Annotated in this window: 14 protein-coding genes and 1 pseudogene; 10 read left to right on the forward strand and 5 right to left on the reverse strand. The window is 50.6% G+C overall.

All coding sequences use genetic code 11. From position 1 onward, the window contains the following. The 4 genes and pseudogenes from AAH450_RS16970 to AAH450_RS16985 all read left to right on the forward strand — a co-directional run. Positions 1-1,450 (forward strand): annotated as a pseudogene (locus tag AAH450_RS16970) (hypothetical protein); the annotation flags it as partial. 398 nt (positions 1,451-1,848) lie between these two features. Next, the gene (locus tag AAH450_RS16975) at positions 1,849-3,063 is read left to right on the forward strand and encodes a TolC family protein (protein WP_342911268.1); all 1,215 of its coding nucleotides are present in this window, start codon (positions 1,849-1,851) and stop codon (positions 3,061-3,063) included. A 92-nt stretch (positions 3,064-3,155) separates the two neighbouring features. After that, positions 3,156-5,432: a type I secretion system permease/ATPase gene (locus AAH450_RS16980; protein WP_342911269.1), complete on the forward strand. Its 2,277-nt coding sequence runs from the start codon at positions 3,156-3,158 to the stop codon at positions 5,430-5,432. Continuing rightward, on the forward strand, positions 5,429-6,673 hold the full coding sequence (locus AAH450_RS16985) for an HlyD family type I secretion periplasmic adaptor subunit (RefSeq protein WP_342911270.1): 1,245 nt from the start codon (positions 5,429-5,431) through the stop codon (positions 6,671-6,673). The genes AAH450_RS16980 and AAH450_RS16985 overlap by 4 nt, the downstream gene beginning before the upstream one ends. A gap of 103 nt (positions 6,674-6,776) precedes the next feature. Here the strand turns inward: AAH450_RS16985 and AAH450_RS16990 are convergent, their stop codons facing one another. Both AAH450_RS16990 and AAH450_RS16995 read right to left on the reverse strand, forming a co-directional pair. Continuing rightward, positions 6,777-7,091: a NirD/YgiW/YdeI family stress tolerance protein gene (locus AAH450_RS16990; RefSeq protein ID WP_342911271.1), complete on the reverse strand. Its 315-nt coding sequence runs from the start codon at positions 7,089-7,091 to the stop codon at positions 6,777-6,779. A 48-nt stretch (positions 7,092-7,139) separates the two neighbouring features. Then, a complete protein-coding gene (locus AAH450_RS16995) occupies positions 7,140-10,067 on the reverse strand; it encodes an autotransporter outer membrane beta-barrel domain-containing protein (RefSeq protein ID WP_342911272.1) in 2,928 nt (975 codons plus the stop codon). Between the two features lie 605 nt (positions 10,068-10,672). Here AAH450_RS16995 and AAH450_RS17000 point away from each other — a divergent pair. Together AAH450_RS17000 and AAH450_RS17005 are read left to right on the forward strand one after the other, a co-directional pair. Further along, positions 10,673-10,915 carry a putative hemolysin gene (locus tag AAH450_RS17000; RefSeq protein WP_342911273.1) on the forward strand — a complete coding sequence of 81 codons (243 nt, stop codon included), beginning with the start codon at positions 10,673-10,675 and terminating at the stop codon, positions 10,913-10,915. Between the two features lie 740 nt (positions 10,916-11,655). Then, positions 11,656-15,675, forward strand: a complete 4,020-nt coding sequence (locus tag AAH450_RS17005; RefSeq protein ID WP_342911274.1) for a S6 family peptidase — start codon at positions 11,656-11,658, stop codon at positions 15,673-15,675. 105 nt (positions 15,676-15,780) lie between these two features. On the opposite strand, the gene AAH450_RS17010 is transcribed toward AAH450_RS17005, so the two are convergent. Beyond that, complete coding sequence (locus AAH450_RS17010) at positions 15,781-15,984, reverse strand: Hha/YmoA family nucleoid-associated regulatory protein (RefSeq protein WP_342911275.1); 204 nt, start codon at positions 15,982-15,984, stop codon at positions 15,781-15,783. A 1,753-nt stretch (positions 15,985-17,737) separates the two neighbouring features. Between AAH450_RS17010 and AAH450_RS17015 the strand changes: the two genes are divergently transcribed. Further along, on the forward strand, positions 17,738-17,941 hold the full coding sequence (locus AAH450_RS17015) for a hypothetical protein (RefSeq protein WP_342911276.1): 204 nt from the start codon (positions 17,738-17,740) through the stop codon (positions 17,939-17,941). A gap of 43 nt (positions 17,942-17,984) precedes the next feature. Continuing rightward, the gene (locus tag AAH450_RS17020) at positions 17,985-18,461 is read left to right on the forward strand and encodes a fimbria/pilus periplasmic chaperone (RefSeq protein WP_342911277.1); all 477 of its coding nucleotides are present in this window, start codon (positions 17,985-17,987) and stop codon (positions 18,459-18,461) included. A gap of 248 nt (positions 18,462-18,709) precedes the next feature. On the opposite strand, the gene AAH450_RS17025 is transcribed toward AAH450_RS17020, so the two are convergent. Continuing rightward, positions 18,710-18,973, reverse strand: a complete 264-nt coding sequence (locus tag AAH450_RS17025) for a hypothetical protein (RefSeq protein WP_342911278.1) — start codon at positions 18,971-18,973, stop codon at positions 18,710-18,712. 776 nt (positions 18,974-19,749) lie between these two features. On the opposite strand from AAH450_RS17025, the gene AAH450_RS17030 reads away from it, so the two are divergent. Continuing rightward, complete coding sequence (locus AAH450_RS17030; RefSeq protein ID WP_342911279.1) at positions 19,750-20,001, forward strand: TraR/DksA C4-type zinc finger protein; 252 nt, start codon at positions 19,750-19,752, stop codon at positions 19,999-20,001. A gap of 1,434 nt (positions 20,002-21,435) precedes the next feature. Further along, complete coding sequence (locus AAH450_RS17035; protein WP_342911280.1) at positions 21,436-21,789, forward strand: hypothetical protein; 354 nt, start codon at positions 21,436-21,438, stop codon at positions 21,787-21,789. Positions 21,790-22,000: 211 nt separating this feature from the next. Here the strand turns inward: AAH450_RS17035 and AAH450_RS17040 are convergent, their stop codons facing one another. Next, positions 22,001-24,094 (reverse strand): pyrroloquinoline quinone-dependent dehydrogenase, encoded by a 2,094-nt coding sequence (locus AAH450_RS17040; RefSeq protein WP_342911281.1) that lies wholly within the window; start codon positions 24,092-24,094, stop codon positions 22,001-22,003. Between the last annotated feature and the right edge of the window lie 7 nt (positions 24,095-24,101).

Raw genomic sequence — 24,101 nt, forward strand, 5'->3', positions numbered from 1 at the left:
CCAGGGCTTCAGCTACAGCTACGACGGGGCGGGCAACGTCAACGGCGTGGTGGCCAGTGGCGCCGAGTACAATGTCGATTCCAGCACGGCGGCCAGCAAGCTGCGCGTTCCGGCTATTACCGGCCTGGATGACGGCGGCTATATGGTGGTGTGGGAAGCGAGCCTGGGCGGTACCTGGACGGTCTACGGTCGTCAGTACGATGCCAGCGGCACGCCGGTTACGTCGGAAATGGTGCTGGCGTCCACCAGCCTGAACGCTAACGCCCTCATTCCTGAATGGGAGCCGTTACCGTCGGTGGCGGTGCTGGAAAATGGCCAGGTAGCGGTTACCTATACGATAAAAGCGACCGGCTATGACGTGGGCGTATCGGTTTACGATCCGTCGAGCCATGCGGTGGTGAGCAGCTTTGTCGTTAACGAGACCCTGGCTAACAATCAGGCGTCACCGGCGGTCAGCGCGCTGGATAACGGCAACTACGTGGTGACCTGGGACTCGAACGATAACAGCGGGCCTGACCAGAGCGGCTTCGGCGTCTGGGGCCGCATCTATGCGGCGGACGGCACCGCGCTGACCAGCGAGTTCCTGATCAACACGGCCACCGCCAGCGATCAGCATATGGCGAGGGTGGTAAGTCAGGCAGACGGCAGCTTTGTGGCGGTGTTCCTCTCTTCAACCGACACGGCGCCAGGCGCAGGCACCAGCGGTATCTACGCGCAGTACTTTGACGCGGCGGGTAACAAGGTGGGTCAGCAGATGCAGATCAACCAGCTGACCTACGGCGAGCAGGTGGAGGTGGACGCCACCTTCCTGACCGGCGGACAGCTCTACGTTACCTGGACCGATCAGGGTGTGGGCGACGGCGACGGTTCGGCTATCAAAGGTCGCTTAGTCGACCTGAATGAGACGCTGGGACTGACACCGGATCGCGGGGCAACGCATATTGAGTATCAACCTGCGCAGTACGATCTCAATGGCACCGCTGGCAATGATTTACTGGATGCACGTGGCGCCCACTCCGTTGATGCGAAGGAAGGCGATGACACTATTGTGATCAACAGCACTAACTTCAGCAGCGTTGAAGGCGGAGAAGGTCACGATATGCTGGTCTGGAATTCTCATAACGATTTAGAACTCGGCACGGTATCGGGCAAAATTAGTGGTATAGAAGCTATTCATATGGGTAATAACACGGCGCAAACTCTGTTTATCAGCGCCAGTGATGTACTCGAAATCACTAAAGATAATGGTGATGAAGCGAATACATTACATATTACCGGTGATGTGGCTGGCTCTGACAGTAATGGCGCAAATGACACCGTTAATATAAATAAAGAGGAATGGACGGTCTCAACATCGCAAACCGAAAATGGTGTTAATTATGATGTTTACACCAATAATGATGACACTACCGTCAAGCTGTTAATCCAGCATGGCTTAAACGTTATCTAACCTCCCAGGCGGTGGCTTCGGCTACCGCCCCCTTTTTTAGCTTGAAAGCAGAGGCTGCCTTTCTGCATCCGCTTTCACCAGCTTTCTGACGCTGGCGGCGGCCCCGTCTCCACAGATGAAAGTGATGAATAAATCCATTCATTAAGGATTAAAAATCTATATATGCCATTTTGCAGCATTAACGTTGCCAAATGACACTTTGGGCGGTTACAACAACCCCGTCGCAGGATCGTTAAGGCGACAGGATAAATAGCCAGTCCACTTCACTTTTTATTTTTGAGTTAATTATGAAGAAGACTTTTTTTTCACCAGAATCAAAATACCCGTTGCGCCGGATAATAGTGGCATTGCTATTTTTGAATCCTGTATTAAATGCCCACGCAACGGACTTTATTGAAATGATACGCATGACCGCGGATCATCCTTCGGTACGGTCGGCATTATCGACCAGTGCCGGTGCATATTATGATATCGAACAGGCGAAAGCAGCGAACGGCTTTCAGGTCAGTACCGGTATCAGCGCGGCAGGCTATTCCGGGCAGCCAGGTTATGAAAATAATCCGCTATCGCCTCATGTTTCTGTCAGTAAATTACTTTACGACCATGGGCGCACCGATGCCAGCGTCGCCGGTAAACAGGCTGCTTATTCAATGCAGCAAGCGCAAATTAATGTCACGCGCGAAAACCTTAATCAGCAGGTGCTTTCACTGTTCACCTCGGCTGCGACTAACGCCAAAGTAGTTGGCGTGCTGGATAAAGAGATCGCCGCGCTGCAAGACCTGTTAAATCGGGTTCAGACCATCGCTACTATCGACAGCGGCCGCGCCTCGGAAATCAACCAGGTCGCGACTCGTCTTAATGCGGTGATCGCCAGCCGCGAAATGAGCTACACCACCTACCAGCAGGCGCAGCAACAGCTCAGCGCACTCCTCAATAATGAGATCGTCCTGACACGCGATCTGCCCGATCTGAAAAAAGCGGGTCTGTTGCCCGCCTCGCTGGCGCAGGCACAGCAGGTGTTAAAGGAAAATCCCAGCTGGGCAGTTTCACGGCAACGTAAAGAAGAGGCGAAAGCCGCAGTGGAACTCGCCTCAAAGTGGAACAGGCCGAAATGGAGCGTGCAGTTAAGCCTGGACAGCCCGAAGCGCAACGGTGAGATGGAGCCGTTTAAAGCCGTTACGTTACAGGTAAACAGCGACATTAACCTGTGGGACGGCGGCGCTGGCAGAGCGAACGCCAGAGCTGAAACGCAACGACTGATCGCCGCCGAGGCGGAGCAGGACGCCACGCTCCGTACCTTAAAACAGCAACTGGATCAGCTTTGGGTCTCATTACCGCTGCGCGAGCGGCAGATTAACGCCCTACAGAGACAGTCGGAAACTGCGCTGAAAACCTGGAAAGCGGGAGAAGTCCAGTTCTTCGCCGGTCAGCGTCCGTTAACCGATTTGATCTCTTTCGCCACAGATTACTACACCAGCCTGGCAAGCTATCAGGAGCAGCAAATGCAATACCTGGCAGCCCAGTGGCAGATTGTCGCTGCGCTGGGGAAAACCAGTGAGCTGGCGCAGAAGGTTAATTCGCTTCCTGCCAACACCATTCAGGCCGTGCGCTAATTCTGCCCGAAAAAAACCGAACAGCATGCCTGGCGGCAGGGATCTTTTTACCGCCGGGCCAGGACGTATAAGCCGTCCAGAGGAGCAATACCGTGACTGATATTCATTTTGAGCCTGCTGGCTCTGTAGCAGATGTTGAAAAAAGCGCTATCCCAGTGCCGCCGCCAGAAATACAGGAGACCCTGCTGGTCGCGCTGCAAAGCGCACTGCGGCTGTTTGATGTTCGCCTGACCCTGAACGCCTTACGCGCGGATATGCCCGCTTTTCCTCCGCATGAAGATATTGCGGCGCAAAACCAGTGGGCGCTGCGCGCGCTCCAGAGCCGCGGCATCAGCGCAGCCTGGCAGCAGATTGACCTGATTGATGTGAAAAGCTTTGTGCTGCCAGCCATTATGCGGCTGGAAACCGGATACTGCGTATTAACGCAGTGCAGTGAAAAGCGCTGCGCCATTATCGATCCCGCATTGGGCAGTCAGCCGGTTGAGGTCGATTTTTCGCGTCTTGCCCAGCATTATAGCGGCGAGCTGTTGCTGCTACGGCCAAAATCTTACCTCGACCATCGTGCCGATGACATTGTGCGCGTTGGGGAAGGGCACTGGTTCTGGCATACCTTATGGAGCTTTAAACGCTACATCTATGAAGCCGCCGCGCTGTCGGTAGTGATCAACCTGTTGGTGCTGGCGATGTCAGTGTTTACCATGACGGTCTATAACCGGGTACTGCCCAATCAAACCTACGTCACGCTCTGGACCATGGCTATCGGCGTAAGTCTGGCGTTGCTGTTTGAACTGGCTGCCCGGCTGGGCCGCGCATGGATCACCGATCGCGCCGGGAAAAAGATTGATCTGGTGCTGGGCGCGCAGCTGTTTCGCCATGTGCTGAAAGGCAAAATGACCAACCGCGCGCAGTCCAGCGGTGCTTTCGGCAACGTTATGCAAAGTTTCGACAGCGTTCGTGAACTGACCACCTCGGCGGCGCTTACCACCGTCGCAGACTTACCCTTTGTTTTACTTTTTCTGGTGGTTATCCATCTGGTGGCCGGGCCGCTGGTCTGGTGCGTGATCCTGATATTGGTGATTATCGTGACCATGGTGCTGCTGATGCAGATCCCGTTGAAGCGTCATGCCGAAGAATCGATGAAAATCGGCAGCAACCGCTATGGCCTGGTGATCGAATCGCTGGATAATCTCGAAACCATCAAAGTGCTGCGCGCTGAAAATCTGGTGGCGTCCAAACACGATGTCGCCAGCGTTAAACTCTCCTCAGTGAACATGAAATCACGCTTTCTCGCCACCATGGGTTCCAGCGTAATTCAGACGACCCAGCAGTTCGGCACCGTCATTTTGCTGGTCTGGGGCGCTTATCTGGTGGGGGATGGCGACATCTCCATGGGGGGCATTATCGCCACCATGACGCTGATGGGGCGCGCCATTATGCCGATTGCGACACTGGCAGCGTTAGGACTGCGCATTCAGCAGGCGAAAACCTCGCTGGAAATTCTCAATAAAGTAATGCAGGCCCCGACCGAACGTGAAAAAGAGAAAGTCTATGTGCAGCTCCCGCAGGGCAGCCAGACCGAGATCGTTTGTGAAGGAGTAACCCTGCGTTACAAAGACGATCTGCCTGCGGTGGTTGAGCAGCTGGATCTCCGTTTCCGCCAGGGGGAACGTGTCGCTATTCTCGGCAAAATGGGCAGCGGGAAATCCTCCCTGCTGCGTCTGCTGGTAGGCCTCTATCCGCCCACCGCAGGTACCATCACTGTCGCCGGCGTGGATATCGGTCAGGTGGAGCCAGTGGAGTTGCGCAGTCGTATCGCGCTGGTGAATCAGGAGCCGCGCTTTATGTTCGGTTCCCTGCGCGACAACCTGGTCATGGGCGCCCCCTACGCCAGCGATGAGGAGCTGATAGCGGCGGCGAAAATGACCGGCGTCAGCGAGATTATCGCGGCGCATCCAATGGGCTTCGGTATGCCGGTCAGCGAACGCGGAGAAAACTTCTCCGGCGGCCAGAAGCAGGCGATAGCGCTGGCTCGTGCCATCCTGTCGCGCCCGGATGTGCTGCTGCTGGACGAGCCTACCTCTGGGATGGATATGGGGTCGGAACGCATGATCCTGAATGCGATCATCCCGGCGATGGAAGGCCGGACCGTGATTATTGTGACGCATCGCCCGGCGGTTCTGAAGTATGTCGATCGGGTCATTGTGATGGATGAGGGCGTCAAGGTCGCGGATGGTCCGCGAGAAGAGATTATCAGCCTGTTAAATAGCGGGAAGATCCCGGCTGCCTCAGTGCTGCGCGCCGCAGCCAAACCTGCTGGCGTCGAGATCAGTGCAGAGGCTCCGCGCCACTCTGGCGAGGTGACAGCATGAGCAATTTATCGAAAGGCAATAAACGTAAAGAGCAACGCGTGACGGAATACACCGCCAGCGAAATGGTGCTTGCGGCGCGTCAGGATCGCTGGGAAGGCTGGCTCTATATCGCCTGGGGCGGCGTGGCGCTGATGGTGCTGGTCGTGCTCTGGGCAGCCAATTTCAATATTGAAGAGGTGACCACCGGTTCGGCGAAGATCGTGCCCAGCTCCCGGGAGCAGGTTCTGCAAAGTCTGGAGGGCGGTATTCTACAGGAGCTGATGGTGCATGAAGGCGATACCGTTGATAAGGGGCAAGTGGTAGCGAAAATAGATCCGACACGGGCCGAAGCTTCGTTTCGTGAAAGCGCTAATCGCCTGCTGGCGCTTAAGGCCCAGGCTGCGCGTCTGGAAGCTGAGGCGACCGGCAGCAAGCTGGTCTTCCCACCTGAGGTTATGGAGGCGCCGGAATTAGTGGCGCGTGAAACTGACGCCTGGAAGCTGCGTAAACGCGCGCTGGATGAATCTATTGCAGGCTATCTGAAGTCAAAAGCTCTGCTACAAAAAGAGCTGACGATGGCGCGCGAACTCTCAGCCAAATCGTTGCTCTCCAAAACCGAGGTGCTGAAGCTTGAGCGGCAGGCCAACGATGCGGAATTACAGATTACGGAGCGACAAAACCGCTACCGTAATGAAGCCAACGATGAGCTTTCAAAGGTCGATGTCGAAATGACCAGCCTCCAGGAGACCGCGCTGGGCCGTCATGACACCCTGGAACGCACCGAGGTACGCACGCCAGTACGCGGGATCGTTAACAGCATCAAGATCAACACGCTTGGCGGGGTGATTCAGCCTGGCGCGGCCATTATGGAAGTGACGCCGCTGGACGATCAGTTGCTGGTTGAGACCCATATTCGCCCCTCAGATGTCGCTTTTCTGGCTCCAGGCCAGGAAGCCGTGGTGAAAATTTCCGCCTATGACTACTCCATTTATGGCGGACTGAAAGGGCATGTACAGAGTATCAGCCCCGGCGCCCTGAAAGATGAGGAGAGCAAAACCGCAAGGCGGCCCGGCGCAGATGACACCTACTATCGCGTAATGGTGCTGACGGAAAACAATACGCTCACCAAAAGCGGCAGTCAGGAATTACGGGTGATCCCAGGGATGACCGCCACGGTCGATATCCGTACCGGCGAGAAGAGTTTACTACAGTATCTGCTACGGCCCTTGCTGCGTGTACAGGAAGCGTTCCGCGAAAAGTAACTGTGGCCGGAAAGAAAAAGCACGCTTTAAGCGTGCTTTTTTATGCCCGTTTCAGAGGCCGGAAATAAGCCAGACAGCGCTGGCTTTATGGTAAAGGGCTGGGTTACTTCAGAATATAGACACGATCGACGTCAATTTCAGTCCGGCCGTTGTTATGGTCGATTTCGCCGCTGATCCGCACCTTTTTGCCCACCAGATAGTCGTCATCGTCATCATCATCGTCAACGTCAATGCGAATGCGCCCGGTAGAGTCCTGCAACCAGTAGTTATCATCATCTGCCCGACTGCTGACAGTGCCGGTAATCGACACGTGACGATCGTCATGCATTTCTTTTGCCTCCGCTACGGTAACTTCCTGACGGGCATAAGCCGATGACGAGCAGAGCAAGGCCAGCATAATCCATAAGGTTTTTTTCATTAACTACTCCTTTTGTTAAGAGAAACAATTCCTGTTTTTGCCATAAAATCAGAAGCTAAAACGATAGCCTGCATTAACCTGACGCTGATTGAAGCGTTCGCCGTCCACCATATCCGCTTCCAGGAAGAGGGTATGATTACTCATCCGCGCGCTGACGCCGATGCCGTTATTCCAGCCGTTACCCTGGAAGGAGTGCCGCTCCTGAGAGCCATTCAACGCGTATTTGGCATCGCCGCTGTATTCACGCATTACGCCGGTTTTGATATAGGTGTTGAGTTTGTAATCGCTCTGGTTAATCTCATAACCTGCCAGCACGCTGGCGCGGCCCAGCAGAGATTTGTAACTGGAGAGGTCGATATTCAGGCCGTTAGAGGCGCGCAACGAAGTGCCATCCTGATGACCTGCGGTGAGTTGTAACTGAGGTTCCAGATAAAACCCCGCCGCATTGTCAGAGAAGCTGAATTTTTTGCCCGCTTCCAGTGACGCGCTGACGCCGGATGAAACGCCGTTGCCGGTCACGCGGTTATTCTGGGTATCAGTAACATTGAACTGATTGCGCAGACGGTTGATTTTCACCACACCATCCAGATAGTAACCGGCATCATTCAACCAGGTGCTGTAGAGACCGAAACTCTCAGATTTCGTATCGCCGTCACCATTTTTATAGTGGGGCGATCCTTCCGTCACGCCCATAAACAGACCCAGATAAACCGGCAATTCTTCAGACAGGCGTTTATCAACCCCGAACTGATAGCCGGTGTAGTTCATGCTGAAATTACTCATTTTGCCGCTGGCAAAGCCGCTGAACCGGCCATCCATACCGCGCAGCCAGACATTTCCATCGGTTTTACCCTGACGAACATCGCCCATACGCTGCAACAGCGTCTGGGTTTCGGCATAGTTCATCAGATAGCCGATATTAAGGAAATTAGCGCCCGCATTAGCCGTGCTGGTGATCACCCTGCCGCCGTCCGGCTCTGTAGGTGGGGTGGTTGAGCCGTTAGCTGGTGCGGCAGGGAGAACAGCGCCACTACTATCAGCTGGCGTGAAGCCGGTATTATCTGTCGGCGTGGCGGCACTATTATCAGCTGGCGAAGCAGGTGCAGCTCCGGCATTATCCCCAGGCGCTGCTGGCGTATTCTCCGGAGCCGGAACCTCTGCGGGTTTCGGCGATGAGAGCACCCAGTTGGTGCCCTGTTTATTAACGGTATAAACATAACCGCCCAGTTCAACGTCTGAATTACCCCTGAACGTCGCAGTACCATCGGGTGTTTCGACCAGGGTCAGCACTTCGTCGCCCGTGGTGACCGCACTGCCGCGGTTCTGAATAGTCAGACCATAATCACCGGCGCTGCTCTCTGTCACCACCACTTTATCGCCAGTGTTGTTGACGCCATCGCCCACCAGATCGGTACGTAATGAAAAGTCCCCGCTGCCGCTAAGCCTGGCGATGGTCAACGTGGAATAGGTGTCGTTGTCGGTCGCCGCAGAGAGATCTACCAGCGAGTTGCTCATTTGCAGGTCATCGACGTTGGAGGTTTGCGCAACATTCCAGGTGCTATCGGTGAGGTTAACGTTTAAATGGCCGCCGTTGACATTATCGCTGACGGCGCTACCGGACCAGATTGATCCGGCAGCCAGGCTAAGATCGATTAAGCCGCCCAGAGATTCTATGCTGCCGGTGATATCCATTTTCCCGTCGGCACTGATGACGCTGGGCGCAAAGCCCTCATCGTGTTGGGTAGCCATCGCTATGCCAGCCGGAGAGCCCATATCTATAGTCAGATCGCCGGTCAGATTGACCTGGCTGTCGGTCCCGGCATAAACGCCGACAGAACTGCCGGAGCCGGTAATGGTCAGCGCGTCGCCGTTGATTACCCCCCCGTCACTGGCCCAAAGCCCCATGTTTGTAGCGACCCCATTAGTTATGGCGATATCACTGTTTTGTAAGTTTATTACCGCACCAGTTGACTGCGCCGATACCCCATAACCCTGGGCTGACTGTACCCTGTTGCGCTCCTCTGCGCTGCCGAAAAAATTAACGGTCGCACTCTCACCCATCGCCACAATACCGCCGGTCTGCACGGAGGAGATCACGCTACCAGGGCCGATATTCGCCACGCCATTCTCACTGACTGACAGGCCAGCGGAGTTGGCTCCTGAAGTGCTGATAGTCAGATGGTCGGCGGTTAAATCGCCCAGACTCTGGATGCCATCTGAGGTGTCGCCGCTGGTAATAATGGTGGAATTACTGCCCAGATCGACCGTACTGTTGGCCTGAATATTGATACCCTGCGAGCCGCTGCCGAGGGTATTAATGGTTAACGCATTAGCCTTCAGGTTGGCAGCACCGTCAGCCGCATCGCCAGTCAATGTATCAATCTGTATTCCGTGACTGTTGGTGCCACTCGTCTGTACACTACTGTCATCGCCGATATCGGCATTGCTGCCATAGCCGTCTATATGCAGCGCCGTGCCGTTATCACCCTGAGTCGTGATTTGCAGCGTATCGGCCAGCAGCGTGGAGGCGTTACGGATCGCTACCCCTTCAGACATGCCGGGGGCAACGATATTAACTGACGAGTCTAATCCTAAATTGGCGCTGACTTTATGGCCGCTTAACTCAAGGCCAGTCGCTGTGTTACCGGAAACGTTGAGAATTAATTTATCTGCGGTAAAACGACTATTATCCGCCCTTAACAAAATGCCTTTGGCATAATTGCCGGTATCTTTAACGCTTACCGTTGTACCGCTACCCGCTGCGACCGTACCTGCTGGCCCTTCCGGAACAATAATGCCGTAGAGGCCATCGCCAGTTGAAGTATCGGCAATCAGCGTCGTCACATCCCCTAATATAATCTCGCTGCCTGACTGACTGCCTACCATAGCAGCACAGACCATTCCCGGCACAACGCCCATGCCGCCGGCAAGTAATAACGCTTTTGCAATTCTACTCAACTCAAATTTATTGTTCATACCAGTAACTCTTCCGTAAGATTTTAGTGATGAGCCAAAGCTGTCCGAATAGACATTATGAATAGTAACGGCTATTAAATGCAGCGCATCGGCTACTCTGGCAAATACAAGCCAGTAAATTTCTATTATTTCCAGTGATTATCTCAGGCCTGGAAAGTAACAGGATTATGCAGGGGGGTGTTCAATTATGTAAAGATGGTGCAAATGTTTTGTCTATTTCTCCATTGAGAAGAAAAAGCGTCAGGCAAAGGTAATTTTCATTAAAAATTAAGAGAATGCGGTTATTGCAAACGAGGAATTGCTGTTAATTTTATTAACATGCATTCTTTTTTGATAATGTTTATTTAGGCTGATCCCCTCCGCTGTGAACAATAAAGGATAAAAACAGAGGGATCGTTGAGGAGAGGTTAATTCATTTCGCTATAAAGTAAGGCGCTCTTCTCCCTTCGTGTAACCATCGGCCGGTTATTGATAAACGCCAGCGCGTGGCACCAGGGTCATGAAGGGAGAATGTCAGGATGGGAGTGAGGCTGGCAGGCCGATATCTGCGCCGGGCCAAAGCACTTAAGCCGTGCTGAAACAAAACAAACTCAGGAGTGTTACTGATGAGAATGAAGAAAACTACTGCCATGCTGCTGCTGACGGGACTGCAACTCTCCGCCTGCGCACAGCACCCATCGGCAGCAAAAGTTTTAAATATGCATAATCCCGCTACAGCCTGGTGTCTGCATGTGGGCGGCAAGCCTTCGCAGATTAAAACAGAGGCAGGCGTAGTGGGCTATTGCACTCTTCCTTCAGGAGAGTTAATTGAGCAATGGGCGCTTTATCATCGGGATCATGCCATGTAAATTCCACTTCTCTCTGACGCCGATCCCGCCATCTTCAGCCTGTCCAACCAGAAGCAACATCCGTTTCACTTCTCAACAAGCTCATCGCGGGGAGAACCACAGCCCCGCATTTTTTTGTTAAACACCTCTCCTGCAACGCGCAAAGGGAGGAATAGCGACTGGAAGCGGGCAGTAATGCGACGGGGCAGGCATCTCCGTAAACAGCCTCTGAGCGTCGATCAGGCATCAGCGCGCTTTCCATTATGTGCAACGAACCTGTCAGTAAAAGAGTGTTCAGGCACCGTCCGGGTTAGCGATCGCACTCTCCCAGCGGAGAATTAATTATTTTCCTCCTTCTAATCTGTTTGTCAGGAAATATAAAAAAGAGTGTTGCTTTATAATCATTTCAGCCTGAAGTTTACTTTATAATACATAAATTGACGCAAGGCGTTTTTATTGTGTCTGGCTGTGGTTTTAAATATTGTTTATTTACGCAAAATTTCGCGAAACAGACATTATGCTATTTTGGCAATAATGGCTAATTAACATATTTATAATATTCATTCTCTTTTGGGAGTGGTTTTAAATAACCAGAAATAACAGTCGGTTACTGGTTGTTTGTCGGTGAATTGATGGCGTTTTTTGATTATGATCAACAAACTTAATAAAGGTGAGTTTCTGTAAATTGCGCCTGTAATGGTATTCTCCTCTTAATTGTCCGTTGTTATTTTAATAAATGATAAACTTATGAGGATAGTCCATTGAAACATTTAGGCGGCGCGGCTTTTTGCTGCACTGTTTTTATCTGTACCAAATCCTATGCTGGTATTATGCGTCATGATATTGATGTTCAGGAATATCGTGATTTTGCAGAAAATCTGGGGAAGTATTCTGTTGGAGCAAAAAACATAGCGGTATATACAAAAGAGGGTTCACTGTCTGGCTCTCTGGATTTCACCATGCCAGATTTCGGCATGGTAGCGAATTATGGTTACAGTACCCTGGTTGCGCCCTCCTATGTCGCCAGCGCTCGCCATAACACCGGTTATAATACGGTCGGCTTTGGCAACGGTGCGCAATATGGTGCGACCTACAAGTTGATTAACCGCAACGAATCGCTTTTATCTGATGTCGATTTTCATTTGCCACGCCTGAATAAAGTGGTTACCGATGCCGCCCCCATCGGCACAGTGGAAAAATCAGAAATTATCAAAGGCGATACCTCGCGGTATAGCTGGTTTACCCGTCTTGGCGGCGGCACGCAAAGCCAGCTCAGTGAAGCGCAAACGGAACGCATTATACTGAGCGACGCCTATAACTGGGTGAGCGGGGGGACCGTGAATGCCGGTACGGTTGCCTTTACCTCCGGCTCGCTACAGGCGACCAACTACGGCCCTGATAATCCGCTGACCTCTCCGCTCTCTATCGGCACCATGGCCGGTGACAGCGGCAGCCCGATGATGGTGTATGACGAGCGGGATAAAGCATGGAAGATTGCTGGCGTCCTGCATGGCGCATATGTGGATGATGGCACCGGCTATGGCACAACCAGCATATGGGAGTACATCCCTGATGGCTATATCCAGAATATCTCTGAAGCTAACCGCTCGCCAGATGTCGTGGATAGCGCCGCAAACGGCACGCTTTACTGGAGCGATAAAGCGATAACGCAGCAGGGAACCCTCTGGTCATGGGCGGGGCTTGATAAAGCTTATGCAAGCGCTGCACCGGCAACAGCCAGCAATGCAGAGCTGGATGCCACCAAAGATTTGCGCTTCAACGGAGCAGGCGGGTCGATCAAGCTTAACGACCCTATCAACATGGGGGCCGGAAAACTCCGCTTTTCTAATAATTACACCGTAAGTTCAGCAGAGGGAATAAACGCCACCTGGGTTGGCGGAGGCGTGGAGGTGGATGCCGGCAAAGAGGTGCTGTGGCAGGTTAATGGTTTGGCGAATGATGCGCTGCATAAAATCGGCGCCGGAACGCTGCATATCAATGCCGCAGGTGTTAACGAAGGCAGTCTTAACGTGGGAGAGGGCACCGTTATCCTTGATCAGCAGGCGGATAGCGCAGGGAACAAGCGGGCTTTCTCATCGGTAACGCTGGTCAGCGGCCGTCCTACCGTGGTGCTTCAGGATGGTGATCAGGTGGCGGCCAGCGACATCTATTTTGGCTATCGCGGCGGTAAGCTCGATTTAAACGGTAATGCGCTGACCGCTAAAAAAATTAACCATACCGACAGCGGTGCAGTGCTGGTTAACCACCGCGCTGACCAGAACGCTACGCTCAACATCACGGGTTATACCTCCGCAGATGTCGCTTTTAATACCTTCTCCGGCAGTAATCCGAAGGGGACACCGGGTTCAATTTATGTCTACAACAATCCCTATACCAAAGAGACCGAGTATTTCCAGCTAAACACCTCTTCTTACTGGTATTTTCCGTCAGATAAGAGTTCAACCCCAACCTGGACCTATCTGGGAACAAACGTTGATGCGGCGGTTAATTACCGCTTAACGCAGCTAAACCAACAGGTTTTCCGCGGCTTTTTTGGCGAGACGGATCAGAGTGCGGTGAATGGCGGCATGGACGTCACGCTAAAACCTGAGAACGCGACGGCAATAATGGCGCTGACTGGCGGCATGAATCTGAATGGCACGCTCACCGTCGAAAATGGCACGGCGATACTCTCAGGCCAGCCTGTTGCACACGCGGGCGGCACCGTCATCGGGGATGACTGGTCGACATCGCTGTTTAAAGCCAGCGAAATCAACGTGGGTAAAAAGGCGGCATTACAGGTTGGCGACTATGCCGGAGTCCAGGCTCGTTTTGTGGCGGATGAGTCTGCGCGTCTCGCTTTTGGCTATAACAATAGTGAAACAGAGGATGAAAAGAGCTGGCGCTGCTATGCCGCTATCTATCAGGACGCATCCTCCTGTAGCCAGCCGGTGCGTGACGCCACTGCCCTGGCGCTGCTGCCAGCCAGTGAAGTGACAGGCGATGTGCAGTTAGCGAATGATGCTTCGCTCTATCTCGGTAAAGTGAATTATCAGGGCGCTGTAACATCATCCGGCAACACACGCATGACACTGGATGCAAATGCTAACTGGGTTATGACGGACAACAGTCATGTCAGCACGCTGTATGCGCAGAAGGGGGCGAAGATTTCTATGGTGCCCGCGGGAAGCTGGCGTGCAAAAAATCTCGAGGTCGATTCGCTGGAGGCTTCCGGCCTCAGGCTGGTATCAGGGGTGAAACCTGCCACGCTGGAAAATGACAAACTCACTATTCAAACCTCAGCCAGCGGCGGCAATAACCTGCTGGATGTGAATCTGCTGGTGGAGGCCGGGGAAGAGGTCTCGCTGCAACAGGATATAGTGATGATCGATGCGCCAGCAGGCACTGCGCATGATTATTTTTCCTTCGCCAGCGGTAACAGCGGTTTCACTATTTACACCCCGAACTACCAGGTAAAAGATCAGAACGATCGCGTTTTATGGGTGCTTGAACATAATCAGACACAGCCCGAAACGCCGTTAGAGCCAGCAGTGCCGGAAACGGGTACTGATACGCCAGCGCAGGGCGACACCACGCCAGAAACGGGTGCTGATACGCCAGCGCAGGGCGACACCACGCCAGAGGCGGGTGCTGATACGCCAGCGCAGGAGGACACCACGCCAGAAACGGGGGCCGATACGCCAGCGCAGGAAAACACCACACCTGAAGCGGGTGCTGATACGCCAGCGCAGGAGAACGTCACGCCAGACAATGGTGCTGACACTCCGGCTGCGGGTGAGGGGAGTGAAGAGAAACCCGAAGCTGAAGCTCAGCCCGATGAGGGGGTTAATCAGCCGGTGTTCAATCCGGATGAGTGGTTTACGATTTATGATAACCAGCCGCTGATTCAGGATACGCGTGCGATGATGGCCTCGCGCCAGTACATCTTTAGCGAAGCCATCAGCCAGCTCTATAACCGAACCGACAGGCTGCGCGCTGCGCCGGAAAACAGCGGAGCATGGGCGACGCTGGAGCAAAGAAAAGGGGGGTGGCTCGGCCTGAAGGCCAGTGAGCAGATGCTGAATGTGGGCTGGGATAAGCTGAATAAGGCGCAAACTCTGGGTTTCAGCGCCAGCTATACACAGGGCGAAATCAAAGGTAAAGGCAAGGAAAACCACCGTCTGGCTACCGTCGGCGCGTATTACTCGTGGCAGTCGGAGAGAGGATGGTTTGTTGATGCCGCCAGCCGCTTTATGTACCTGAATCAGGAAATAACGCTGGATCCTGTACTGGATATTAACGGTAAAAAGCGCTCCAGCACCCTGTTAGCCGGAAGCCTGCGAAGTGGTTACCAGTTCAGCTTAGCGGATGACACACTGCTGATCTCACCTTTTATCGGGGTCAGCGCTGGTGTGCTTTCCGGTTACTCCCTGAAAGGTCAGGACGCCGAAGTCGCTCTCAGTTCAGCTAATCCATACTACGGAACCGGCGGAATAATGGTGCAAAAACGCGGAATTGGCGAAGAGCTGAAAAATGTCAATCTGACGGCCAGCATTGCCTGGCAGTACTCTCCAGGCAAAAACGGTTCAAAGACGACGCTTTCAGATCGCCAGTCAAACCGTGAGTATCAGGCCTGGTCCGATAATCGCTATCGCGCAAAGGTGGGCGTTGAAAGGGCGGTAACCCAAAATGTTTTGTTAAGCGCCGGTGTTGAGCGCAGTTTTGGTGGCACCTTTAAAACGGACTATAGCGGAGTAATGGGTATCTCTTATCACTTCTGAACAAAAAAGAGCATCACGTCAGGCAGAGTGATGCTCTCTTAGATCGGCAACGGAAAGTGAATGCCTGGATGAGGTTTCAATAGCAAATTAAAGGTCAGAAGCTTTTTAATTAATCTGCCGCCATACTTCTGCTGGAATGTCGTTATAAGTTTTATTCATTAACAGCTCCGCCTTGCGGTGATCGCAGGCACCTTCAAAAGAGCAGATGTCGCGCGAAGGAATTTTTTTACGCATATAGCTGGAGACAATATCGAGTATATCTTTGGAAGGACAGTGTCTTAACTCACTCAGGTAGTGGTGTTTGTTCATGATCTTCTCTCAAATTTATTAGTGAAATTTACATGCTGAAAGATTTTATCAACTCTGTGAATTTATGACTTCGGTAAGGGCTGAACATCTTTAACGGGTACGGCATCGTCTCCGCAGATGTCGGTATTTACCGCTTCTGCTTCGTTGTTCAGAAGCCATCGCGTAAACCATTAATGATGTTCCCCTGCTGGAGTGATGACTTCCAGACTCTAAAACAAGGCATATGGCCTGATTTTGAAAATTATCTGAGCCATGACAGACAACCTCTGGTTTCAAACCGAATCTCTCTGTAGAAATTAAAAAATCAGTAGACTTTCAATAAGCCGACGCCAGATCAGCTGGCTGGATATAATAAATCGTCGTTGTCGCGACTTTATAGTTATTAGCACCAATAAGATCAAGTGTGAAAAGAGTAACCCGATGGCCGAATTTTACCCGCTAAAAGTTTTCAGAAATAACATTTATGTGAAAATGGATTTTCACGCTTACCTTTTCTCATTGTAAGTCATTGAGATATAATGCTTATTTCAAAAATTGAAGGCAGTGTGATATTTCTCTGTCACTAACAAAATGACAGCAAACCTGTAACTATGGTCACCATGATGATCAGATAAAAAAACTCTGTTTAGTGATGGTTGATATAAACGGCACAGAAAAATTCACCGGTTATTTAGGGGCTTACAAGGTGTGAGCGGAGTCAAACTGAGCTGACAAGTTCAGCAGATGGATATGGCGGCAGGCAGCCTGAAGCGCTCCCATGCCAGATAAAATCGCAGGGCATACGCCAGAAAAGAGCGTTTATGCAAAATCTTTTTAAGGCACTACTGAGATGGCGAAAAAGATAAAGGACGCCAAAGCGTAGCAATGTAAACAGAGTGTAGCTTGCACCCTCTATCTTTGTTTATCGTTGGTTTAATAGCCCGGAGTTAAATTTAATCAGCAAAATAACTAATATCTGTCTGAATGGGTTACTGCCTGTAGCGTAGCCAGCAAGCCGTTCACCCGGAAATAACGGAGTGAAAACATGAAATGCCAATACAGAAATGAAGTGCGCAGCCGTACCTGGCGATTAATAGTGATTTTCTGCATCCTTTTCTGGAGTAGTATCGGTCTCTTATTTTTCATACTGCCACGATAATGCCAGAATGTTATTTTTATATAGCTAAAACAGGCGATATGTCTGTCCTGGCCGGGACTGTAAGGATAAAAGGGTACTGGCTGAACAACATCAAATAACAGCCAAATGCGCTTTGCGCTGACATAGTGCCTTCCGGACTGGTCTTATTTTTTCTCTTCCAGAGTCATCACCCCTTACCCATTGTTCTGGGTCTGTCCTGATACAACTGTTCCGCCAGCCATGCCCTGCTCCCCGTTACCTGGCTTCTTAGCCAGCCAGGCCCGCTGTTGTTCGGAAGCGCTTTTTAAACTTACCCTAAACCAAATTATCCCGATCTGTTTCTTTAATGTTAAACGCAATTTTCTCTTGTTAAGAATATCAAAAACTCTGCCGTTGATTTAATTTAACCACTTGTTTAACAGCAGTTTAATGAATAAAAGAGACTGGGCGCTCTGGCGCATGAAAAAGAGGTGTTAATTTCATTAACATTGCGCTTTTTTTTGGAGTTGACGATTGTGGTCACTGTTTTTAGAATTCAGCTCCTCAAGTTAATATAAAGAGAGTTATGCGAAAATGAAAAGCAACAGAGAAGTACATTACGTGCCGGGGGATTTTTCTCTCTCAAAAGATCGCCTGATGATGAAATTAAAAAATGCCTCACCACACCTTGAAGATCTGGTTAACTTTCTGAAAGTTAAACCGGGTAATTCACTGACTGCTGCCGATTATTACTCTGTTCGCGCAGGAATAAAACGCTTTTTATTTATTTATGATGATCTGAAGCAGGACTATTCTTCATTACGTGAATTACTTTCTGAGCTGGACGCCATTCTGAATTAACTCTGCGTATTAAAATTTAAATTAAAATAACAGGAAAATATCTATGCGTTTTTCCGGAATGACCGTTTTCGCTGTATTGGCCTCTGTTTTTGCCACCTCCTTTTTTATCTCTCATGGAGTGAGTGCGCAGCCCATGCGGAAAATTTATCCCACTGCTTCTCGGGAGGAGAGCGTGTCAATAATGCACGCCTCCGCTAGCGAGCATCTTCTGAAGCAATCGGGGATGGAAAATGCTCCTGTACATAAATCGAACAAAGTTGTCGTGACGCCGTCCTCTTATCTCAGCGGCTCTGGAAATGTACCCAAGCTGCGGCGGATCTCTGTCCGGGGGAGTTTTCCCAGTGGCCACGAGTTGCTCTGTTACTTCGTTTCTGAAGCGATACCATCGATTAATGAAACTACTGGGCAGAACACTTTTAAAATTGCCATGGCTAATCGAATCAAACAATGCTTTTTGATGATGATTCAGGAAGTAAACGGATGGCGGACGGGATATCTGAATATGAGCCTGGCGTGGTAAATCACAGTGAGGTAAAAGAGTTACGCTTCTGGTAAAGGTAAAGGTAAAGGTAAAGGTAAAGGTAAAGGTAAAGGTAAAGGTAAAGGTAAAGGTAAAGGTAAAGGTAAAGGTAAAACCTGGCGCGATCGGAAGGGGATAACGTAACTGCAACCAAAACCATAAACTGTTCAGAGAAGAGTCTGTGGCTTTGCAGTGTATTATTTTCTCCGGGGTCGGCACCCTTTCTCAAATCAGCGTCATGCCAGGCTTCAGAAAAACACTGAAAGAATATATTCAATTTCTGTTTGCAGTTTTTTTAACTCATCAAAGTACTGTTTGCAGGAGTCACTATAATTGTTACGCAGACACTCTTTAAGTTTTTCATAGATAAAACGATAGGAGGCAGAGTCCAGACTTTTACTACAAACATTTTCTAAAAATGCCAGAATGCAACTGCACTCTACGAAGCCATAAAACTCCATTCTTTTAATCAAATATTCGCGGTTTAGCGTATCAGGGCTGGGAAGGATCATGATTCTCTCCTGCGAAAATTTTCTTTATGAAATTATCCAGGCTGGCGTGTAAAGGCGCCAAAAGGACAACGTTAAACGAAGAGGGTATGCTAGTGAATTGCGCCTGAAATGAAATATTAAATCGCAAAAAACCGATAAAATAGGGTTTTTATCTGTTAATTAGATGGTTGCAGGAGTATTTAACTGATTCCTTAGGGTGCAAAGCGCCCGGCAATCTGACCACTATTGGGGTAGCCGTCATGAGTATCCTGCCTGATGAAACATTCCAGCTATGCAAACAGCTAATATCCGTTCTGTTTGTTTTCTTTTTTCCTGTTCATTCTGTAATGCCGGCAGCAATTTATCAGATCTTTCCTGTAGAAGTAGTGTGACGCTTGAGTTTTTTACCTTCCCGCCAACCAACAAATTTATCAGATGATTTTCAAAATGGTAAACAACTTCACTTTAATGATTTTTCATTATGAACACGAATCAGCAGGGAAACTGAAAGCTATGCGCTATTGTTGCTGGTTTTTCCTCTGTTGCCGGAGAAAATTGAGGTCTTATTGAAAAAGTGTTGCAGTAGTATGGGCAATCATTGTCGGGAAAGAATTTTGATATAAGCAACGACAGAAGCTGAGCTTTGCATCACTTTAAGGCGGACTTAATAACAATCCGTCAGACAGCGTAAAGCGCACACTATTTTGTACAGGCATGGCGGATACAGATTTACCCGATACCAGAGCAGCGTCAGGTGTTAAGAAACACCCCATGCCAGCAATTGGGAGAATGAAAATATGGCAGACATCATTGATGAGGCGATGGAAGCAATTGCCCTGATGGAAGGTTTAGAGGTGGAGGTTATTCGCAGTCGGTTAAGCGGCCCTGGTTGCGACATTTGTGAACATTGTGGTGAGGAGATCCCTCTGGCGCGGCGCCAGCTTCTGCCTTCGGTAACTACCTGCATTACCTGCCAGGAAATTCAGGAGCTTCGGGAGCGAATCGGACAGGCAGGGCACGCCGGCAGGCAATGGGCAGTGGATAATTAGAGGCTACAGGGATTGCTGACAGAATGGCCCCGCTCAGAAGACGCACTCTCGCTGAGATGACGTAAAAGACGTTTTACTCATTATTGAACATAGCCGATGTCAGCCTGGCGGGGTTTTTTATTATCACTAAAGTCTGGGCAAAGGCTGTCTGCAAAACTGACAGAGACGAAATCCTGCTGGTTTTGTGTCTGGCCGGGTTTCAGGTCAGACTCTATTTAGTAAAATGGCACTCGGTATTGCAGATTTTATTTTTTATAAAACATAAAATTAACGATAGTCGTGATCGCAATTTTCAAACAAAATACGATAAATATGCTGCACAATGTGAGTTAAAAAACCCTTATAGCCCTCTCTTTCCTTATGGAAAAGACATTGCGCCGTATCGATAACTGCCATCATATGTATCTTATGTAAAGTGAACATCAAAAACGCAATGCCTGCTACAGTCCAGATAAGCAACAGGGGATTTAATTTTTTCAGCAAACTAAAACTATATATCCAGTCTGTAAGCATTGAGTAGGGGCAAAATATGAATAGCGGAAGAGGTAACAAAAATATTACCATTTAACCTAATGGCTGTGTCACTTAGTTATAGTAATACATCCATTTTAAGTTTCTTAATAGAGGATGCAGGTTAATTATTTGAGTTGATAAGGTAAGGAGGTTAATCTGTAATTAAGAAGTTGATGTATGTTAAAGTCAGAGGATTAATGTAATTTAACTTTGCCAATACATTTACCCTGAATCTTTTACAGTAAATTATTCCCTGACTCCCATTAATATTTTCCTGCCAGTCAGCTGTGGCGCGTTTTCCGTGTGCAGAAACCATTAAGTAAATAGCGGAGGAACAGGAAGGAGACTTAAAACTTTAAATTGATAAAAAGGGGATGCCGTCCGGCAGGCCGGAACAGGAGGAGATCGCTTGCGGAAAATAAAAATTTATTACTGTATGTAGCCGGGTAGGGAAAATCAGGATGTTGGCTGGAGCGGGAACAGCCGGTGGATGATAAAGACGCGCATACAGCCGCTAAACTTACTCTGGGCTGGGATGATAAATCAGTGGCTGTCAGCCTTAACAAACAGTCAGAACTGAACTTTTGACCGCTCAGGGCATTCCCGTCATCGCAGGTCAAAAATCAGCAGTTGTGATGCCAGCGGATGCTGGTGAGGCCTGGCTAGCTAACCTTTCCCCGCGTTCTTTTAAGCTACTATCCATGACTCTGCCGGAATGCTAATTACGCCTTATCTTGCGATAAGCATCATCACAACGGCGGTAAATTTATCACGTTGAACTTAAACCTGCTGCCAACGGTAACGTCGGTAGATGTAATAAAAAAGTTATCATTTACCAAAGAATCAAGTTTAAGCCGCATTGATGGCAGATGAGATACATTAATCACTCTCCACAGGTTAATAATAAAGGTAAAGGACAATATGAAGAAAACGTGGCTGCTTCTGCTGACTTTTTTGCTCAGCGGATGTATCGACCCTGTACCTGGTGGCCTGCATCCCGAGGTAAAAGTGGCCTATTTCAAGGGATCTAAGCAGGCAGTGGAAAATTGCCTTTATGATTCAGCTAATAGCCAGCGCCTTTCACTGATCCCAGACGATCCTTTGCCCGGTGGGAGCGATCGTTTCCACCTACAAAACAGCCGCCTGGAAAACGTTGCATCACTTGATGTGTCTGATTTTGGTGTTAATCAGACCAGCGTTGATTTCTTTTATGCTCCGCATATACCTGAGCTTTATGCAGCGGTATCGGCAATGATCGCGCATTGCAAAAAGTAATGCTGACCCATACAGCCGGAATTGCTCTCCGCTATCGCCGGAAAGCCCGTATAAGACCTCTCCAGGTGTGCATTCCTTTATTCGATCTTTCCCTTTGAAAACACCCGCAACTTTTTACGGATTGCGGGTGTTAATGACGTTTATTTACTCGCTTAAGCTCTGAATGTTCAGCAACCACTGTCGCCTGTTCAGTCAGCGCTCAACAGTCAGTTTATTTGGGCAAAGCGTAAACCACCACCTGATCGCCGACCTGATCTTTCAGAATGGTATTGCCTCCAACCACAAACGCCACATACTGGCGCCCCTGATACTCATAGACAGAGGGGTTGGCCACGGCTGGCGCTTCGACCTGATCGGACCATAGCTCTTTACCGCTCTTCAATGAATAAGCCCGCACTTTGGCGTCCATCGACGCGCCAATAAAGATTATGCCGCCTGCGGTAACTGCCGGGCCGCCGATGGTGGGAGATCCCCAGCTTTCCGGCATGAAAAAGCCGTACTGTTGAGATGCGCCAACCGGACGTCGCCATTTCACGTCGCCGGTGTGCATATCAATCGCCACGAGTTCGCCAAACGGTGGCTGCCAGCACGGCATGCCCAGCCAGTTATTTGCCACGTCCAGGCGCATACCGTAAGGTGCGCCTTCCTGAGGGGAAAAACCGCTTTCATTACCCGATCCTTTGTCGGCTTTGTTGTAATCTTCACGGCTATACAACTTCAGGTACTGCACGATATGCGAGGTGTTCACCACTGCAATCTGGTTTTGCGGATCGAACGCCACGCCACCCCATTGCACACCGCCGGCGCTATCGGGGTAGGTCAATGCGCCCTCGCCTTTGGTGGTTGGCGGCGTGTACATACCCTCATAGGTCAGCTTATCCCAGAGACGTGAACACTGACCGGCACCCACAATATTCGCCAGGGACCAGATTTTCGGTTTTTCAGACTGATCCAGCAAAGGTGCAGGTTTGGTCGGGAAGGGCTGAGTCGGTGACAGTTTCTCGCCCTGTACTGAGCCGTCGCCTTGTGGAACCGGACGCTCCTCAATTGGCCAGATATCCTCACCTGTCAGTCGGTTCACCACAAACAGGAAACCCTGTTTTGTGGCCTGGATCAGTGCCGGGATCTGCTTTCCGTTGACCGTAATGTCCATCAGCGTCGGAGCAGAGTTGATGTCGTAATCCCAGACGTCGTGATGCACCCACTGTCGCGACCAGACTACTTTGCCGGTATTCACATCCAGCGCAGTGGTGGAGGTGCCAAGCGGAATGGCATCAACACGATTGCCACCCCAGTAGTTAGGTGAGGGTGAGGATACCGGCAGATAAACTAATCCGTTCGCTTCGTCAGCTGACATGTGGGTCCAGACGTTGGCAGTGCCGGTGCGCTTGCGAATGTCGGCGGGAATGGCTTCAAACGTCCATTCGCGTTGCCCGGTTTCAGCGTTGATTGAGAAAACGGTGCCTGGAGGTGCTTCGGCGTACGCCCAGTCTTTACCGGCCCAGCCGATGATCAGATGGTTGCCGACCACGGTGGGCGGTTGCAGGAGCGACAGGGGATATTTTGCATTCAGGGTATTCCACTGGTCGACGTTCAGTACACCCTTATCCGCAAACTTTTCGCACGGCTTACCGGAATCTGCATCCAGCGCATAAAGTTTGCCATCAACGGTACCCATATAAACGATCTTCTGACAGGCCTCTCCAGCAACTGGATTTTTTGCCTGCCAGTAGGAAACACCACGGTTTTTCAGTACTGGCTGCGTCAGCGCTTCGCGCGGGGCTTTGGTATCGTAATGCCATTTTTCCTTGCCAGTACCGGGATCGAGCGCAATCAGCCGGTAAAATGGCGTGCCGATGTAGACAGTATCGTTGGCGAAGATGGGCGTTGCAGACCAGACGGTGGCAGGCGTTTTACCTTTCCCATCAGAGACGTCGCCGGTATGAAATTCCCAGACCTTCTCCAGTTTACTGACGTTATCGGCAGTGATCTGTTTGAGTGGGCTGTACTTCTGGGCATTGAGCTGGCCATGGAAGCTGTCCCAGATCGCTTTTTCCGGCACCAGCGAAGTACCTGTATGGCTGGCAGCCTCCACCTTCTGACCCGCGTGTTCAGATGAAGCCTCTTCCGTGGTGTGGGTTGTACCTTTTGCCTGCTGATCGGCGGCATCCACATTAAGCTCTTCCTGCGTTCCTTGCGAAGCTTCAGCGGCTTTATCTTCTGCCTGTAATGTGAGTGGCGCCATCAGCAGGGTGAGTGCCATGATGCTGGTTTTCATCAGAGGGTTCTTTTTATCATTGTGCACGGGCGGC

Origin of the sequence: Erwinia magellanica (assembly GCF_039023495.1) — a bacterium.
In the GTDB taxonomy this organism is placed as follows: Bacteria; Pseudomonadota; Gammaproteobacteria; order Enterobacterales; family Enterobacteriaceae; genus Erwinia.

Coding starts and splice junctions, on each gene's coding strand:
- AAH450_RS16975 (WP_342911268.1), top strand. CDS start 1,849: ATGATACGCATGACCGCGGATCATCCTTCGGTACGGTCGGCATTATCG.
- AAH450_RS16985 (WP_342911270.1), top strand. CDS start 5,429: ATGAGCAATTTATCGAAAGGCAATAAACGTAAAGAGCAACGCGTGACG.
- AAH450_RS16990 (WP_342911271.1), bottom strand. CDS start 7,091: ATGAAAAAAACCTTATGGATTATGCTGGCCTTGCTCTGCTCGTCATCG.
- AAH450_RS16995 (WP_342911272.1), bottom strand. CDS start 10,067: ATGAACAATAAATTTGAGTTGAGTAGAATTGCAAAAGCGTTATTACTT.
- AAH450_RS17000 (WP_342911273.1), top strand. CDS start 10,673: ATGAGAATGAAGAAAACTACTGCCATGCTGCTGCTGACGGGACTGCAA.
- AAH450_RS17010 (WP_342911275.1), bottom strand. CDS start 15,984: ATGAACAAACACCACTACCTGAGTGAGTTAAGACACTGTCCTTCCAAA.
- AAH450_RS17015 (WP_342911276.1), top strand. CDS start 17,738: ATGATGAAATTAAAAAATGCCTCACCACACCTTGAAGATCTGGTTAAC.
- AAH450_RS17020 (WP_342911277.1), top strand. CDS start 17,985: ATGCGTTTTTCCGGAATGACCGTTTTCGCTGTATTGGCCTCTGTTTTT.
- AAH450_RS17025 (WP_342911278.1), bottom strand. CDS start 18,973: ATGATCCTTCCCAGCCCTGATACGCTAAACCGCGAATATTTGATTAAA.
- AAH450_RS17030 (WP_342911279.1), top strand. CDS start 19,750: ATGGCAGACATCATTGATGAGGCGATGGAAGCAATTGCCCTGATGGAA.
- AAH450_RS17035 (WP_342911280.1), top strand. CDS start 21,436: ATGAAGAAAACGTGGCTGCTTCTGCTGACTTTTTTGCTCAGCGGATGT.